Source organism: Micromonospora sp. KC207 (assembly GCF_004348615.1).
Classification (GTDB): Bacteria; Actinomycetota; Actinomycetes; order Mycobacteriales; family Micromonosporaceae; genus Micromonospora.
Window position 1 is genome coordinate 1 of record NZ_SMKJ01000202.1, and the last position, 13326, is coordinate 13326.

Annotated in this window: 11 protein-coding genes and 1 pseudogene; 5 read left to right on the forward strand and 7 right to left on the reverse strand. The window is 73.2% G+C overall.

The features are described from left to right. The first annotated feature begins 262 nt into the window (after positions 1 to 262). The 3 genes from E1258_RS22500 to E1258_RS22510 all read left to right on the forward strand — a co-directional run bounded on the left by E1258_RS22500 (position 263) and on the right by E1258_RS22510 (position 5114). Entirely contained in the window at positions 263 to 1516 is a 1254-nt protein-coding gene (locus tag E1258_RS22500) for a cell division protein DivIVA (RefSeq protein ID WP_132404606.1), read from the forward strand. Between the two features lie 180 nt (positions 1517 to 1696). Further along, positions 1697 to 3730, forward strand: coding sequence for a hypothetical protein (locus E1258_RS22505; protein ID WP_132404608.1), 2034 nt, complete (start codon positions 1697 to 1699; stop codon positions 3728 to 3730). Positions 3731 to 3875: 145 nt separating this feature from the next. Then, positions 3876 to 5114, forward strand: a complete 1239-nt coding sequence (locus E1258_RS22510) for an AI-2E family transporter (protein ID WP_132404611.1) — start codon at positions 3876 to 3878, stop codon at positions 5112 to 5114. 18 nt (positions 5115 to 5132) lie between these two features. Here the strand turns inward: E1258_RS22510 and E1258_RS22515 are convergent, their stop codons facing one another. The 5 genes from E1258_RS22515 to E1258_RS22535 all read right to left on the reverse strand — a co-directional run bounded on the left by E1258_RS22515 (position 5133) and on the right by E1258_RS22535 (position 9925). Further along, positions 5133 to 5942 carry an alpha/beta hydrolase gene (locus tag E1258_RS22515; protein ID WP_132404613.1) on the reverse strand — a complete coding sequence of 270 codons (810 nt, stop codon included), beginning with the start codon at positions 5940 to 5942 and terminating at the stop codon, positions 5133 to 5135. Positions 5943 to 6008: 66 nt separating this feature from the next. Continuing rightward, positions 6009 to 6335: a hypothetical protein gene (locus E1258_RS22520; RefSeq protein ID WP_043966091.1), complete on the reverse strand. Its 327-nt coding sequence runs from the start codon at positions 6333 to 6335 to the stop codon at positions 6009 to 6011. A gap of 77 nt (positions 6336 to 6412) precedes the next feature. Continuing rightward, positions 6413 to 8257 (reverse strand): 3-hydroxyacyl-CoA dehydrogenase family protein, encoded by a 1845-nt coding sequence (locus E1258_RS22525; RefSeq protein ID WP_132404617.1) that lies wholly within the window; start codon positions 8255 to 8257, stop codon positions 6413 to 6415. 126 nt (positions 8258 to 8383) lie between these two features. Beyond that, on the reverse strand, positions 8384 to 9451 hold the full coding sequence (locus E1258_RS22530) for an alpha/beta fold hydrolase (RefSeq protein ID WP_371688663.1): 1068 nt from the start codon (positions 9449 to 9451) through the stop codon (positions 8384 to 8386). 57 nt (positions 9452 to 9508) lie between these two features. Then, on the reverse strand, positions 9509 to 9925 hold the full coding sequence (locus E1258_RS22535) for an FHA domain-containing protein (protein ID WP_132404621.1): 417 nt from the start codon (positions 9923 to 9925) through the stop codon (positions 9509 to 9511). A gap of 224 nt (positions 9926 to 10149) precedes the next feature. Here E1258_RS22535 and E1258_RS22540 point away from each other — a divergent pair, with 224 nt between their 5' ends. Further along, on the forward strand, positions 10150 to 11652 hold the full coding sequence (locus tag E1258_RS22540) for an aldehyde dehydrogenase family protein (RefSeq protein WP_132404623.1): 1503 nt from the start codon (positions 10150 to 10152) through the stop codon (positions 11650 to 11652). A 22-nt stretch (positions 11653 to 11674) separates the two neighbouring features. On the opposite strand, the gene nucS is transcribed toward E1258_RS22540, so the two are convergent. Beyond that, a complete protein-coding gene (nucS, locus tag E1258_RS22545) occupies positions 11675 to 12334 on the reverse strand; it encodes an endonuclease NucS (RefSeq protein ID WP_132404625.1) in 660 nt (219 codons plus the stop codon). A gap of 71 nt (positions 12335 to 12405) precedes the next feature. On the opposite strand from nucS, the gene E1258_RS22550 reads away from it, so the two are divergent. Then, a complete protein-coding gene (locus tag E1258_RS22550) occupies positions 12406 to 13023 on the forward strand; it encodes a DUF4126 domain-containing protein (protein ID WP_132404627.1) in 618 nt (205 codons plus the stop codon). A gap of 67 nt (positions 13024 to 13090) precedes the next feature. Here E1258_RS22550 and E1258_RS22555 read toward each other — a convergent pair. Beyond that, positions 13091 to 13326: pseudogene (locus E1258_RS22555) on the reverse strand (hypothetical protein); the annotation flags it as partial.

The window sequence follows — 13326 nt, forward strand, 5'->3', positions numbered from 1 at the left end:
ACCGGTACGGGTCGACAGGGAAACCGGTACGGGTCGACAAACTGCCGCGGGGCGCGTCCGTGACCCCTTTTCCCGCTCGCCCGCCACCCGCCTCCCACGCGCCCGGCCACCCGTCGGGCGGGCCGCCCGACCCACCCGGGAGCTGCCAAGATCGCCCGTCGATCCGGCCCTGCCGACGGTGACCTGTTGACCATGTAAACCGGACACGAAAGCGCCGCACCGCTCTTGCGAAGCACCCCGGGGGGTCTGCGAGTATGTCCCAATGCCCCAGCAGCAGTCCTCCCCTCTTGCGTTCTTCGATAACGCGAACTCGCAGCCAGATTTCACCGTCGGCCTGCGCGGATACAACGTCGGGCAGGTCGATGACTTCATCGGTCGGCTGACCGCCGCGCTGACCCAGTCCGAGCAGGCCCGCGCCGAGGCCGAGCAGCGGATGAACGACGCCCAGCGTCGGCTCCGCCAGGCCGAGCAGCGCCAGAGCGCGCTGGAACAGAAGCTCGCCGAGACCAACAAGCAGCTCGAGGAGAACAGCCGGCCGACCCTCTCCGGCCTGGGCACCCGCGTCGAGCAGATCCTGCGGCTGGCCGAGGAGCAGGCCAACGACCACCGCAACGAGGCCAAGCGCGACTCCGAGGGCATCCTCTCCGCGGCGCGCCTGGAGGCGCGCGAGATCACCGACAAGGCCCGCGCCGAGGCCGCCGCGATGAAGGCCACCGCCGAGCGCGAGGCCGGCAGCGTCCGCACCGCCGCCGAGCGGGAGGCCGCCGAGGTGCGTGTGCAGGCCCGCCGGGAGGCGGACACCCTGCGCGCCGACGCCGAGCGGGAGACCAAGCAGCTGCGCACGGTCACCGCGCACGAGGTCGCCGAGCTGAAGTCGACGGTCGAGCGCGAGGTCGCCACCCTGCGCGCCACCGCCGAGCGGGAGATCACCCAGCAGCGGGCGAAGGCGGCGCGGGAGGCCGAGGAGAAGCGCGCCGAGGCGACCAAGCTGCTCACCGACGCCCGCGACAAGCGCGACAAGGACCTCCAGGCCCTGGAGCTCCAGCTCGCCGAGCGGCGCGAGAAGGCCGAGCGCGAGGAGTCCGAGCGGCACGCCGCCCAGGTCGCCCAGACCCAGAAGTTGGTCGGCGAGGCCGAGCAGCGCGCCCGGGCCGCCCAGGAGCGGGCCAAGGAGATCGAGCAGCGCGCCGAGGCCCGCCGCGTCGAGTCCGAGCGCACCGCCCACGACACGGTCGAGAAGGCCAAGGCGCTGTCCGAGAAAACCCTCAACGAGGCCAAGGCCGAGGCGAAGCGGCTGCTCACCGAGGCCCGCACCGAGGCCGACCTGACCACGCAGGCCGCCCGCCGCGAGGTCGAGGACCTCACCCGGCAGAAGGACGCCGTCACCTCGCAGCTCGGTCAGATGCTCTCCGGCCTCGCCGGCATCGTCCCGGGCGTGCCGCCGGCGCCGGCCTCGCCGGAGCCCGCCAAGGCGGACGGCAAGAACGAGCGGGTGACCGCGGAGTCCGCCGGCTGAGCGACCGCACGGCCGGGGGGCATGGACACGGCGCGGGGTGACACCGGGTGACCGGTGCGGCCCCGCGCCGTATGCGTTTTCCACGCCCGGGCACGGGGTGCCGGCGGCGGCAGTGAAGTAGCTCCCATCCGGGGCGTCCGTATCGCCCCAGCCGAACCGGATGCGTGTGAGGATGGGGGCATGTCGCACGGCGAGGAACTGTTCGCTCTCGGTGGGGATGTCACTACGGAGCCCAGCTTCGAGTCCGCCCTGCGGGGGTACGAGAAACGACAGGTCGACCGGTACGTCGCTCGCGCGGAGCACGAGATCGCGACACTGGCGGCCGAGCGGGAACAGGCGTACACACAGATCCACAAGCTCGCCGGGCAGGTCGAGGTGCTGCAACGCGACCTCGCCCAGGTCCGCAAGCAGGTCGGCGTGGTGGACCGGGCCTCCTTCCGGCACCTCGGCCCCCGGGTCGAGCAGATCCTCACCCTCGCCGAGGAGCAGGCCGACGACATCCTGATCGCCGCGAACGAGGAGATCGAGGCGCGGCGGGCCGCCGCGGAGCACATCGTTGCCGAGGCCAAGGAGCAGGCCGCCCAGGCGCTCAAGGACTTCGAGATCGCCCTCGCCGCCCGTCGGGTCGAGGAGGAACGGCACAGCGCCGCCCGGCGCGCCGAGGCGGACGCCACGCTCGAGGCGGCCAAGGACGAGTCCGCGCAGCTCCGCACAGCCGCCAGGGACGAGTCCGCGCGGCTGCGCAAGGCCGCCCAGGGGGCCCTGGAGAAGGCACAGCAGGAGGCCACCCAGCTCCGGGACGCCGCAAAGGAGATCCACACCCGGGCCCAGCAGGAGGCAACCAAGCTGCGCGAGGCGGCCAAGGAGGCCCTCGCCAAGGCGCAGCAGGAGGCCACCCAGCTCCGCGAGGCGGCCAAGGAGGTGCATGCCACGGCGCAGCAGGAGGCGAAGCGGCTCACCGACAACGCCACCGAGGCCAGCCGCGCCACCCACGCCAAGGCGTTGCAGGAGGCCAAGCGGATCACCGACGACGCCGAGGGCGCGGCGAAGGCCACCCGCGACCGGGCCCGGCAGGAGGCCGAGCGGCTCACCGCCCAGGTCACCGAGGCCAGCAAGCGCCAGCGCGCCGACACCGAGGCGTACGTGCAGCGGATGCGCACCGAAACCGAGGCGTACGTGCAGCAGGCCCGTGCCCAGACGCAGCAGGAGCTGGGCGCCTGGCGGGCCGGCGTGGAGCAGGAGGTCAACGGCCGGCGGGAGGCCGCCGAGCGGGAGCTGGCCCAGCGCAAGGAGACCGTCGAGCGGGAGTACGCCCAGCGCCGCGACGAGCTGGAGCAGCAGTACACCGCCCGGCAGAGCGAGCTGGAGCAGCAGTACACCGCCCGGCGGGCCGAGATCGAGGACGCCGCCGCGGAGATCCGGCGCGCCGCCGAGCAGGACGCCCTCACGATGCGCCGGCAGGCCGAGGAGGAGGCGGCCGAGTTGCTGGGCCGGGCCGAGACCGACGCGGCCGACAAGCGGCGCAGGGCCGACGAGCACGTCGCCGCCTCCCGCCGCCAGTTCGAGGAGTACGCGGCCACCACACAGCAGCACCTGGCCACCACCCAGCAGCACCTCGCGGCGACCCAGCAGGAGGTGGCCGCCGGCCGCCAGCAACTCGCCCAGGTAATGCTGGATATCGCCCAGGCCCAGCAGGAGCTGGCCGACCTGCGGCAGGCGACCTGGCAATCCCGCCAGGAGTCGGACGAGCTCCAGCAGCAACTGCTCGACCTGCGGCAGCAGCTGGCCGGTGCGCGCCTGTCGACCGCCGCTGCCGCCCCGGTCAAGCCGACCACCGCCACGCCGGTCAAGGCGAACGCCCCGGCCGCCGAGCCGACCACCGCCACGCCGGTCAAGACCACTGCCCCGGCCGAGCCGACCACCGCCACGCCGGTCAAGGCGACCGCCGAGGCGGGGACGGCGAAGGCCACGCCCATCGGCGACGCCCCGGCGAGGACCCGGCCCGTGGCCGAGCCGGTCACCACGGTGAACGGCGGCGCGGCGAGCGCCGGGGTGGACGGCGAGCCGACGGTGGCCGCCGTGCCCGGCGAGGGTGGCCGGGGGGCGATCCCTACGAAGATCACCAGCACCGGCGAGAACCGCAAACGGCCGACCAAGCCGACCACCGACGAGCGCAGCGCCAAGCCGAGCAAGGTGTCCGTCGAGTCCGAGTGAGGCCGGGGTCGAGTCCGAGTCAGGCCAGGGTGGCCGGGCCGGTCAGCCGCCAACTACCCTCCCGGCAGGACCCGCGACCGGCCAGGGCCGTGGGACGGCTGACGGCTCTCCGGGCGCACCCCGCCGGAGGGCGGAGGAGGTCTCGGTGGCGCACGACGGGCGGGGCGACGACGGCCGGACCGACCGCCCCGACCCGGGCGGCGTCCCCACCGACCGCTTCCACCCGGGCGGCGCACCCGACGACACCCCGCCGGGCGACGCGCAGGCGGAAACCGTCCCGACGGATCTCGGGGATCCGAGCGACTTCGATCCGCCTGGCGCGGTCGCCGCCGGCTCCGACCGGTTCGGCATGCCGGGGCGACCCCTGCGCCGCAGCAGCTTCCTCGTCGGCTTCACCGGCGCGCTCGGCGTGCTGCTGGCGTACGCCGTCTTCCTCGGCGTGCGCAACTCGGCCGGGATCCTGGTGCTGGTGGTCATCGCGCTCTTCCTGGCCGTGGGGCTCAACCCGGCGGTGGTTCGGCTGCGCTCGTGGGGCCTGCCGAACGGGCTGGCCGTCACGGCGGTGACGCTGACCGTGCTGCTGCTGATCGTCGGCGGGCTGGTGGCGCTGGTCCCGCCGGTGGTCACCCAGTCGGGGCAGTTCGTCGAGCAGCTACCCAGCTACGTCGAGGAGCTGCGTCGCAACAAGGCCGTCAACGACTTCGTCGTGCGGTACGACGTGATGGACAAGGTCAAGGCCGCGGCGGACGCCGACACGATCGGGCGGGCGCTGGGCGGGGTGCTCGGCGGGGCCCAGCTCATCTTCGGCACGGTCTTCCGGGCGCTCACCGTGCTGGTGCTGACGATCTACTTCCTCGCGTACTTCGACCGGCTGCGCCGCGTCGGGTACGCGCTGGTCCCCCGCTCCCGCCGACGCCGGGTGCGGCTCATCGGGGACGAGATCCTGGCGAAGGTCGGCGCGTACATGGTGGGCGCGCTGAGCATTGCCGTGCTGGCCGGGGTGACCACCTTCGTGTTCGCGCTGGTCGTCGGGTTGCCGTACCCGTTCGCGCTGGCCGTGGTGGTCGCGGTGGCCGACCTGATCCCGCAGATCGGTGCCACCCTCGGCGCGGTGGTGGTGAGCCTGGTCGGCTTCGCCACCGGCCTGCCGGTGGGGATCGCCTGCGTCGCGTTCCTCGTGGTCTACCAGCAGGTGGAGAACTATCTGATCTACCCGAAGGTGATGCGCCGCTCGGTCGAGGTCAACGAGGTGGCCGCCCTGCTCGCCGCGCTGCTCGGGGTGTCGCTGATGGGCGTGGTCGGCGCGCTGATCGCGATCCCGACGGTGGCCGCCCTCCAGCTGATCCTGCGCGAGGTGGTGCTGCCCCGCCAGGACCGGCGCTGACGAGCGTCGAAAACGGGTTCAGTCGGCGCTCGCGGCGCTCGGGCCCGGCACCGGGACGTCGGCGAAGGAGGCGACGGTCCGGTCGGCGTACGCGCTGACGTCGCCGGTCTCCATCGGGCCGTCCCAGGTGCGCGGCAGGGGCAGCGGGGCGGCCGGGTTGACCCGGCGGACGATCTCGTCGAGCACGGTCTCGGCGTCACCCACCCACAGGTGCTTCGCGCCGGGCATCCCGACCACCTCGGCCTGCGGCACCGCGGCGAAGCGTTGCCGGGCCTCCTCCGGGCGCAGGTAGTCGTCGAACTCGGGCACCAGGGCGGTCAGCGGCTTGCCCGTCTCCGCCCAGCGGGCGAGGTCCTCGGGCGTGGAGAAGCGCAGCGGCGGGGAGAGCAGGATCGCGCCGGCCACCGCCGGGTCGCAGCCGTACCTCAGGGTCAGGTCGGTGCCGAACGACCAACCGACCAGCCAGACGTTCGGCAGCTCGGCGAACTCGGCGTACTCGATGGCGGCGGCCACGTCGAAGCGCTCGCCGACCGCGTTGTCGAACGCGCCCTCGCTCGTGCCCCGCACGCTGCTGGTGCCGCGCGTGTTGAACCGGAGCACGGCCAGGTCCGCCAGCGCCGGCAGCCGCCAGGCGGCCTTGCGGAAGACGTGACTGTCCATCATTCCGCCGTGGGTCGGCAGCGGGTGCAGGCAGACCAGCGCGCCGGCCGGGTCCCGATCGACCGGGCGGGCCAGCTCACCGACGAGGCGCAGGCCGTCGGCGGTGTGCAGCTCGATGTCCTCGCGGTGCCCGGGCAGGATCGAGGACGCGCGGATCGGTGTGCTCACCGTCCCAGTCTCGCGCGTCGCCGCCGGTGCCGCCCGCCCGGGCGGAAACAGGGTGATCCAGATCGCTCAGCCGTAGCGGGGGGCGCCACGGCCGCGCTGGATTCCCGGGCCGCGCCGGTCCCGCGCCCGCCAGCACCCGCTGTGCCAGTGCCGGCGGTCGGTGAGGTCGCCCCGGTCGTCGGCCGGCCAGGCCACCAGGTGCGCCACCCCGGGGCGGATCTCCTGGTCGCAACCGGGGCAGCGGTACGTCTTGACCGACGCTCCGCCGCTGATCCCGCGCACCTGCCAGTCGCCGTCGCGCCACTGCTGCACCGTGGGCACCCCGTGGCGGGCCCGGTCGGCGTCCAGGTGGGCGTGCTCGTCCCGACGGGGACGGTTGCGACGGGGGCTCACGACTACCAAGCGTACGGTCAGCCGCGGGCCGTGGCCTGGTGACGTGCGCGGCGTGCCGGGCTCCTGCGCGGCCCCGCTCAGCGGCGGGTGTGGTCGCGGAAGCCGCGCCCGGTCTTGCGGCCCAGGTACCCGGCGGTGACGAGGTGCTCCAGCAGCGGTGCCGGGGCGAAGCCGGGCTCGCGCAGCTCCAGGTACAGCTCGCGCTGGATGGCCAGCGCGACGTCGAGGCCGACCACGTCGAGCAGCTCGAACGGGCCCATCGGGTAGCCGCAGCCGAGCTTCATCGCGTGGTCGATGTCATCGGCCGTGGCGTAGCTCGCCTCCAGCATCCTCACCGCGTCGTTCAGGTACGGCAAGAGCAGCGCGTTGACCACGAAACCGGCCCGGTCGCCGCAGATCACGCCGGTCTTGCCGAGCGTCGCGCAGACGGCGCGGGCGGTGGCGCTGGTCTCCCCGGAGGTGCGGATGGTCCGCACGATCTCCACCAACGGCATCACCGGCGCCGGGTTGAAGAAGTGCAGCCCGACCACGTCGGCCGGCCGCTGGGTGGCCATCGCGAGGTCGATCACCGGCAGCGACGAGGTGGTGGTGGCGAGCACTACGCCCGGCTTGCAGATCTCGTCGAGGCTGGCGAAGAGGGCCTTCTTGACGCTGCGCTCCTCGACCACGGCCTCGACGACCAGGTCGACCTCGGCCAGGTGGTCGAGGGTCGCCGACCAGGTGACCCGGCCGAGCGCGGCGTCCCGGTCGGCCTCGCCGATCCTGCCCCGCACGACGCCCTTGTCCAGGGAGGTCTTCACCGCCTCGCAGACCTTCGCGGACTTCTCCGCGCCCCGGGTCACCGAGATCACCTCGTACCCGGCGGTGGCGAAGACCTCGATGATCCCGGTGGCCATCGGGCCGGAACCGACGACACCAACCCGGGTCGCGCCTGCGGGGCTCGCAAGCTCACTCCTCACGCTCCCGACACCAACCCTGCCGACGGCGCGGGTGCCGTCGCCGGCCGCCGGTCGCGTCTCGCCCGGGGTCAGCTCGTCCGGTACGACCTTCGGCGAGCCCGGCCGCTCGTAGGTGTAGAAGCCCCGGCCGGACTTGCGGCCGAGCAGGCCGGCGGTGACCATCTGCCTGATCAGCGGCACCGGGGCGTGTCGGCGGTCCCGCCCGCCGTGCCGGTACATGGTGTCCAGGATCTCAGCCGCGGTGTCGAGGCCGATCAGGTCCATCAGGGCGAGCGGGCCCATCGGCAGGCCGCAGCCGAGCTTCATGGCGGCGTCGATGTCCTCGCGGGTGGCGTACCGGGACTCGAACATGCCGACCGCGTGGTTCAGGTAGCCGAAGAGCAGCGCGTTGGCGATGAAGCCGGCCCGGTCGCTGATGGTGACGTCGACCTTGCCGAGCCGGGCGCACAGCGCCTCGACGTCGGCGACCACGTCTGCGGAGGTGACCACCGTGCGGACCACCTCGACCAGCTTCATCACCGGGGCCGGGTTGAAGAAGTGGATGCCGATGACCTGGCTGGGCCGGCCGGTGGCAACGGAGATCTCGGTGACCGACAACGACGAGGTGTTGGTGGCGAGGATCGCCTCGGGCTTGCAGACCCGGTCCAGGTTGGCGAAGAGCCGCTGCTTGAGGTCGAGGTGCTCGGGGACCGCCTCGATCACCAGGTCGACCGAGTGCAGCGCGTCCAGTCCGACCTGGAAGTCGACTCGGGCCAGCAGGGCGTCCCGGTCGGCCTCGGCGAGCTTGCCCCGGGCGACGGCCCGGTCGGTCGAGCCGGTGAGGGTGACCTTGCCGCGTTCGAGGGCGGCGGCGGAGATCTCCACCGCGACCACGTCGATGCCGTTGCGCGCGAAGACCTCCACGATGCCGGCACCCATGGTGCCCAGTCCCACAACGCCCACGCTGGTGAACTCGCGCGCCACGACCGGCCTCCCCAATGCTCCGCGGGACCGCGTGCCCGATGCGCCGCGGGACCGCATGAACGGTCACTAAGGTTATGCGCGCGAGTCTGCCACGTGACGGCCCGCTGTCGAGACGCGGTGGGTATGTCACCCGGCCTGTTCGGTCAGGGCCAGCAGCTCGGCGACGAACTCCGCAGGCCGCTCCAGGTGCGGGCTGTGCCCGCAGCCCGGGAGCACGACCTCCCGGTACGTCCCGCCAGCCGCAGCGTACCGGTCGAGCACCGCCCGGGTCTGCCCGACCATCGGCTGGGGCGGGCAGTCCCGCTCCCCCGGCCAGCCCGGCACCGCCCCGAGCGACCCGAGGTACGCCAGGTCAAACAGCGAGGTGTCCGAGACGATCACGTCGGCGTCGCCGCGTACCCAGGTGATCGGGGGTTTGCCGGCGACGGCGACCAACTCGTCGGCGATGCGGAAGTGGGCCGGGGCGAGTGCGTTGAGCACCCCGCTGCCGCCTGCCGCGGTGCCGGGCCAGTGCGGCGACGCGACCGCCGTGCCGGGGTAGTTGCCGTCCCCGGTCGCGGTCGACAGGAGGCTGTCCAGCAGCAGTTCCTCGTCGTCGCCGAGCGACGCCGGGTCCGCCACGTACGCGGTCCGCAGCACGTTGCGGGGGCTGGCCGGAGCATCCGCACCCCGGTCGCCGGCGATCAGCCGGGCCACGAAGTCGGCGTTCGCGGTGCCGCCGCCGGTGCCCGCGAAGTCGGGTGTGGTCGGGGTGCCGTCGAGGTCCCGGGTGCCGCCGAAGCCGTACGGGGAGACGGACGCGGAGAGCAGCACCCCGGCCACCCGGTCGGGGCGGTCGACCAGCAGCCGCATCGCCACGCCCCCGCCGAGGGAGTGCCCGACCACCACCGGCCGCGCGCCGGGACCGAAGATCCCCGGGGCGTCGAGCAGGGCGGCGACGTCGTCGGCGAAGTCCCGCAGCCCCCGGGTGGCGTCCACTCCGACGGTGTCGGTGTCGCCGTACCCGCGCAGGTCCGGGGCGACCACCCGGAGGGTGTCGGGCAGCCGCCGCAGCAGCGGCTCCCAGAACGCCGAGGACGAGCAGTTGCCGTGCACCAGCAGCACGGGCGGGCCGTCGGGCGGCCCGGCCACCCGGACCCGCTGGACGATCCCGTTGCCCCGCACAGTGCGCTGCGTGCTCTCCATCCGCGGCATGCTGTCACGCCGGGCCGGTTGGCTCCATGTGGTCGACCCACATGAAGTGAGAGGGCGTCAGATGTGGGCGGCCGTCGGGGCGGCGACGGGCAGCGGCAGGGTGGGCCGGCGGTCCCGGCGCTTCGGCCCGAGCCGCAGCCCCACCGGGTCGGTCCGGGCCAGGCCCGGGTCGAAGAAGCGCAGCTCGGTGCGGCCCAGCCGGATCACGTCCCCGTCGGAGAGCAGCTCCGGCACCTCGATCCGGCGGTCGTTCAGCCAGGTGCCGTTGGTCGAGCCCAGGTCCTCCAGCCACACCCCGTCGCCGGTCAGCCGTACGCTGGCGTGCCGGCGACTCAGGTGCGGGTCGTCGACGCTGACCTGCGCGGTGGGCGCGCGGCCGATCACGTGGGGCGTGGCGCTGAGCCGAAAGCTCGCCCCACGCATCGGTCCACCCGCCACCGTCAGCAGCGGCATCAGTTCCGGGAAATCCTCCATGGACGGTCAGCCTCCAGCCACCGGTATCCGGCGTCAGCCTGCCATCACTCGGTAATCAACCCCACCACCGCCCGGTCACCTCCCGGCCTCCGGGCGGTCAACTCCCGTTAGCCGGTTCGGCTTTCGCCGCAGCGCACCAGGGCCGTCGGCCGCCCTGTCGGGAACCGGTCACCCGGCCCATCGATCACCTACCGACGAGTAGCTTCGGCGTCTAGACTTCCGCCATGACGGCTGTGCATGTCCCGGGTACCCCGATCGTCTCCGACGGGCGGCTGGTGTCCACCAGCCCCGCCACCGGCGCGGAGGTGGGTCGGCTGCCGGTTTCCGCCGAGGCCGACGTCGCGCGGGCGGTCGACCGGGCCCGCGAGGCAGCCGGCTGGTGGGCGGGGCTCGGCTTCGCCGGCCGCCGGGCCCGGCTGCTGCGCTGGCGGGGCGTCCTCGCCCGGCGGATCGAGGAGCTGGCCGAGCTGATGCACGCCGAGGGCGGCAAGCCCATTCCGGACGCGATCGTCGAGGTCCTCACCGCGATCGAGCACATCGACTGGGCCGCCCGCAACGCCGGCCGGGTGCTCGGCCCGCGCCGGGTGCGCTCCCGGCTCGTCCTGGCCGAGTTCTCCGGCCACCTGGAATACCAGCCGTACGGGGTGGTCGGCGTCATCGGCCCGTGGAACTATCCGATCTTCACCCCGGTCGGCTCCAGCGCGTACGCGCTCGCGGCCGGCAACACCGTCGTGCTGAAGCCCAGCGAGTACACCCCGGTCGTCGGTCAGTGGCTGGTCGACAGCCTCGCCGAGGTGGTGCCCGAGCAGCCCGTCTTCACCGCCGTACACGGCCTCGGCGACGTCGGCGCGGCCCTGTGTCGCTCTGGGGTCGACAAGCTGGCCTTCACCGGCTCGACGGTCACCGCCAAGAAGGTGATGGCCGCCTGCGCCGAGACGCTCACCCCGGTCCTGCTGGAGGCCGGCGGCAAGGACGCGATGATCGTCGACAGCGACGCCGACCTGGACGCCGCCGCCGAGGCGTGCGTCTGGGGCGGGCTCACCAACGCCGGCCAGACCTGCATCGGCATCGAGCGGGTGTACGCCGTCGAGCCCGTCTTCGACGCGTTCGTCGGCAAGGTCGTGGAGCGGGCGGGTCGGCTGACCGTCGGCGCCGACGGGGCCGACATCGGCCCGATCACCATGCCCGGTCAGCTCGACGTGATCCGCCGGCACATCGACGACGCGCTGGCCCGGGGCGGGCAGGCGGTCCTCGGCGGCACCGACGCGGTGCAGCCGCCGTACGTGCGTCCCACCATCCTGGTCGACGTGCCGGAGGACTCGCTCGCCGTCCGGGAGGAGACCTTCGGCCCGACGCTGACGATCAACCGGGTCCGCGACGCCGACGAGGCGGTCGCCCGCGCAAACGCGCTCCCGTACGGCCTGGGGGGTTCGGTCTTCGGCCGGCGGCGGGCGGTGGCCATCGCGCGGCGGCTGCGCTCGGGGATGGCCGCGGTGAACTCCACCCTGACCTTCGCGGGGATGTCCACCCTGCCGTTCGGCGGGGTCGGCGAGTCCGGCTTCGGCCGGATCCACGGCGAGGACGGGCTGCGCGAATTCGGCCGGCCCAAGGCGATCACCCGCCGCCGGGCCCGGTCGCTGCTGCCGGCGACGACCTTCGAGCGCACCCCCGCCGACGTCGCCCGCCTGGTCAAGGTCACCAAGCTGCTGTACGGCCGGCGGCGCTGACCCGGCTCCGTCGTGCGGGCGGTCAGAACAGGGTCAGCTCGTCGCGCTCGATGCCGCGCAGCTTGTCGTAGTCGACCACCACGCACCGGATGCCCCGGTCCGTGGCCAGGACCCGGGCCTGCGGCTTGATCTCCTGGGCGGCGAAGACGCCGGTGACCGGGGCGAGCAGGGGATCACGGTTCATCAGTTCGAGGTAGCGGGTGAGCTGCTCCACCCCGTCGATCTCGCCCCGCCGCTTCACCTCGACGGCGACGGCACCGGAGTTGGCGTCCCGGCAGAGCAGGTCCACCGGCCCGATCGCCGTCATGTACTCCCGGCGGACCAGGGTGTACCCCTCGCCCAGCGTTGCCGGGTTGGCCGCCAGCAACTCCTGGAGATGCGCCTCGACGCCGTCCTTGCGCAGGCCAGGATCGACACCCAGCTCGTACGAGGTGTCCTGGAGGACCTCCTCCAGGGTGATCCGCAGCTCCTCGCCGGCCTTGTTGACCACCCGCCACACGCCGGGGGCCTCCTCCAGCCGACAGGGTGGACTCATCCAGTTCAACGGCTTGTACGCCCGGTCGTCGGCGTGGATCGACACCGACCCGTCCGCCTTCACCATCAACAGGCGTGTGGCCAGCGGCAGGTGAGCCGAGAGCCGTCCGACGTAGTCCACCGAGCACTTCGCAATTACCAGCCGCACCCGACGAGGGTAGCGGAGACCCCGGCGTTCGCCGTCGAGCGGCACTGGCGTGCCGGTGCCATGCTGAGACCGTGTTCGAAGTGCTCACGGGTACCGGGCTTGCCGCGTCGGCCGGCCTGAACGCCTACATACCCCTGCTGACCATGGGACTGCTGGCCCGCTACACCGATTTGATCGACCTGCCCAGCGGCTGGCAGTGGCTGGGCAACGGCTGGGTCGTCGCCATCCTCGCGGTGCTGCTCACCGTCGAGGTCGTCGCCGACAAGGTACCGGTGCTCGACCACGTCAACGACGTCGTCCAGACCGTGGTCCGGCCGACCGCCGGCGGCCTCGCCTTCGGCGCCGGCTCCACCTCCGAGACGGTCACCGTGAGCGATCCCAGCAGCTTCTTCTCGTCCAACGACTGGGTGCCGGTGGTTACCGGCGTGCTCATCGCCCTGGGCGTGCACCTGCTCAAGTCCGCCGCCCGCCCCGTGATCAACGCGACCACCGCCGGCTTCGGCGCCCCGGTCGCCAGCACCGCCGAGGACGCCACCAGCGTCGTCGTGTCCCTGGCCGCGATCATCCTGCCGGTGCTGGTGCTGGCCTTCCTGCTCGGCCTGGTCGCGTTCACCGTCTGGTTCCTGCGCCGCCGCAGGGACCGCCGCCGCGAACGCCAGGCCGCCCGCGCCGCCGGCTACCGCGTCTGACGGGTACGCCCCGCAAACACCACCGGCCGGGCCCCCGAAACGGGGCCCGGCCGGTGGTGGTGTGGAGTCAGTTGTTCCAGTGCTGGGCGACGAGGTCGGCGGCCTGCTGTTCCCATTGGGCGTATGCGTCGGGGTAGGCCGAGACCTGGACGGTCTGGGCGGCGTCGGTCAGGGGCATGTTCTGCCAGCCGTCGACCTGGCGTAGGCCCTTGAGGAACGCGGTGGTGGCGTATTCGGGGTTGGTGATCTGTTCGGGGGTGCCCCAGCCGCTGGAGGGGCGTTGTTGGAACAGGCCGAGGGAGT

What these genes read in the sequence shown, in the direction of transcription:
- E1258_RS22500 (WP_132404606.1), top strand. Translation starts at nt 263, where the DNA reads ATGCCCCAGCAGCAGTCCTCCCCTCTTGCGTTCTTCGATAACGCGAAC.
- E1258_RS22505 (WP_132404608.1), top strand. Translation starts at nt 1,697, where the DNA reads ATGTCGCACGGCGAGGAACTGTTCGCTCTCGGTGGGGATGTCACTACG.
- E1258_RS22530 (WP_371688663.1), bottom strand. Translation starts at nt 9,451, where the DNA reads ATGCCGCGGATGGAGAGCACGCAGCGCACTGTGCGGGGCAACGGGATC.
- E1258_RS22535 (WP_132404621.1), bottom strand. Translation starts at nt 9,925, where the DNA reads ATGGAGGATTTCCCGGAACTGATGCCGCTGCTGACGGTGGCGGGTGGA.
- E1258_RS22540 (WP_132404623.1), top strand. Translation starts at nt 10,150, where the DNA reads ATGACGGCTGTGCATGTCCCGGGTACCCCGATCGTCTCCGACGGGCGG.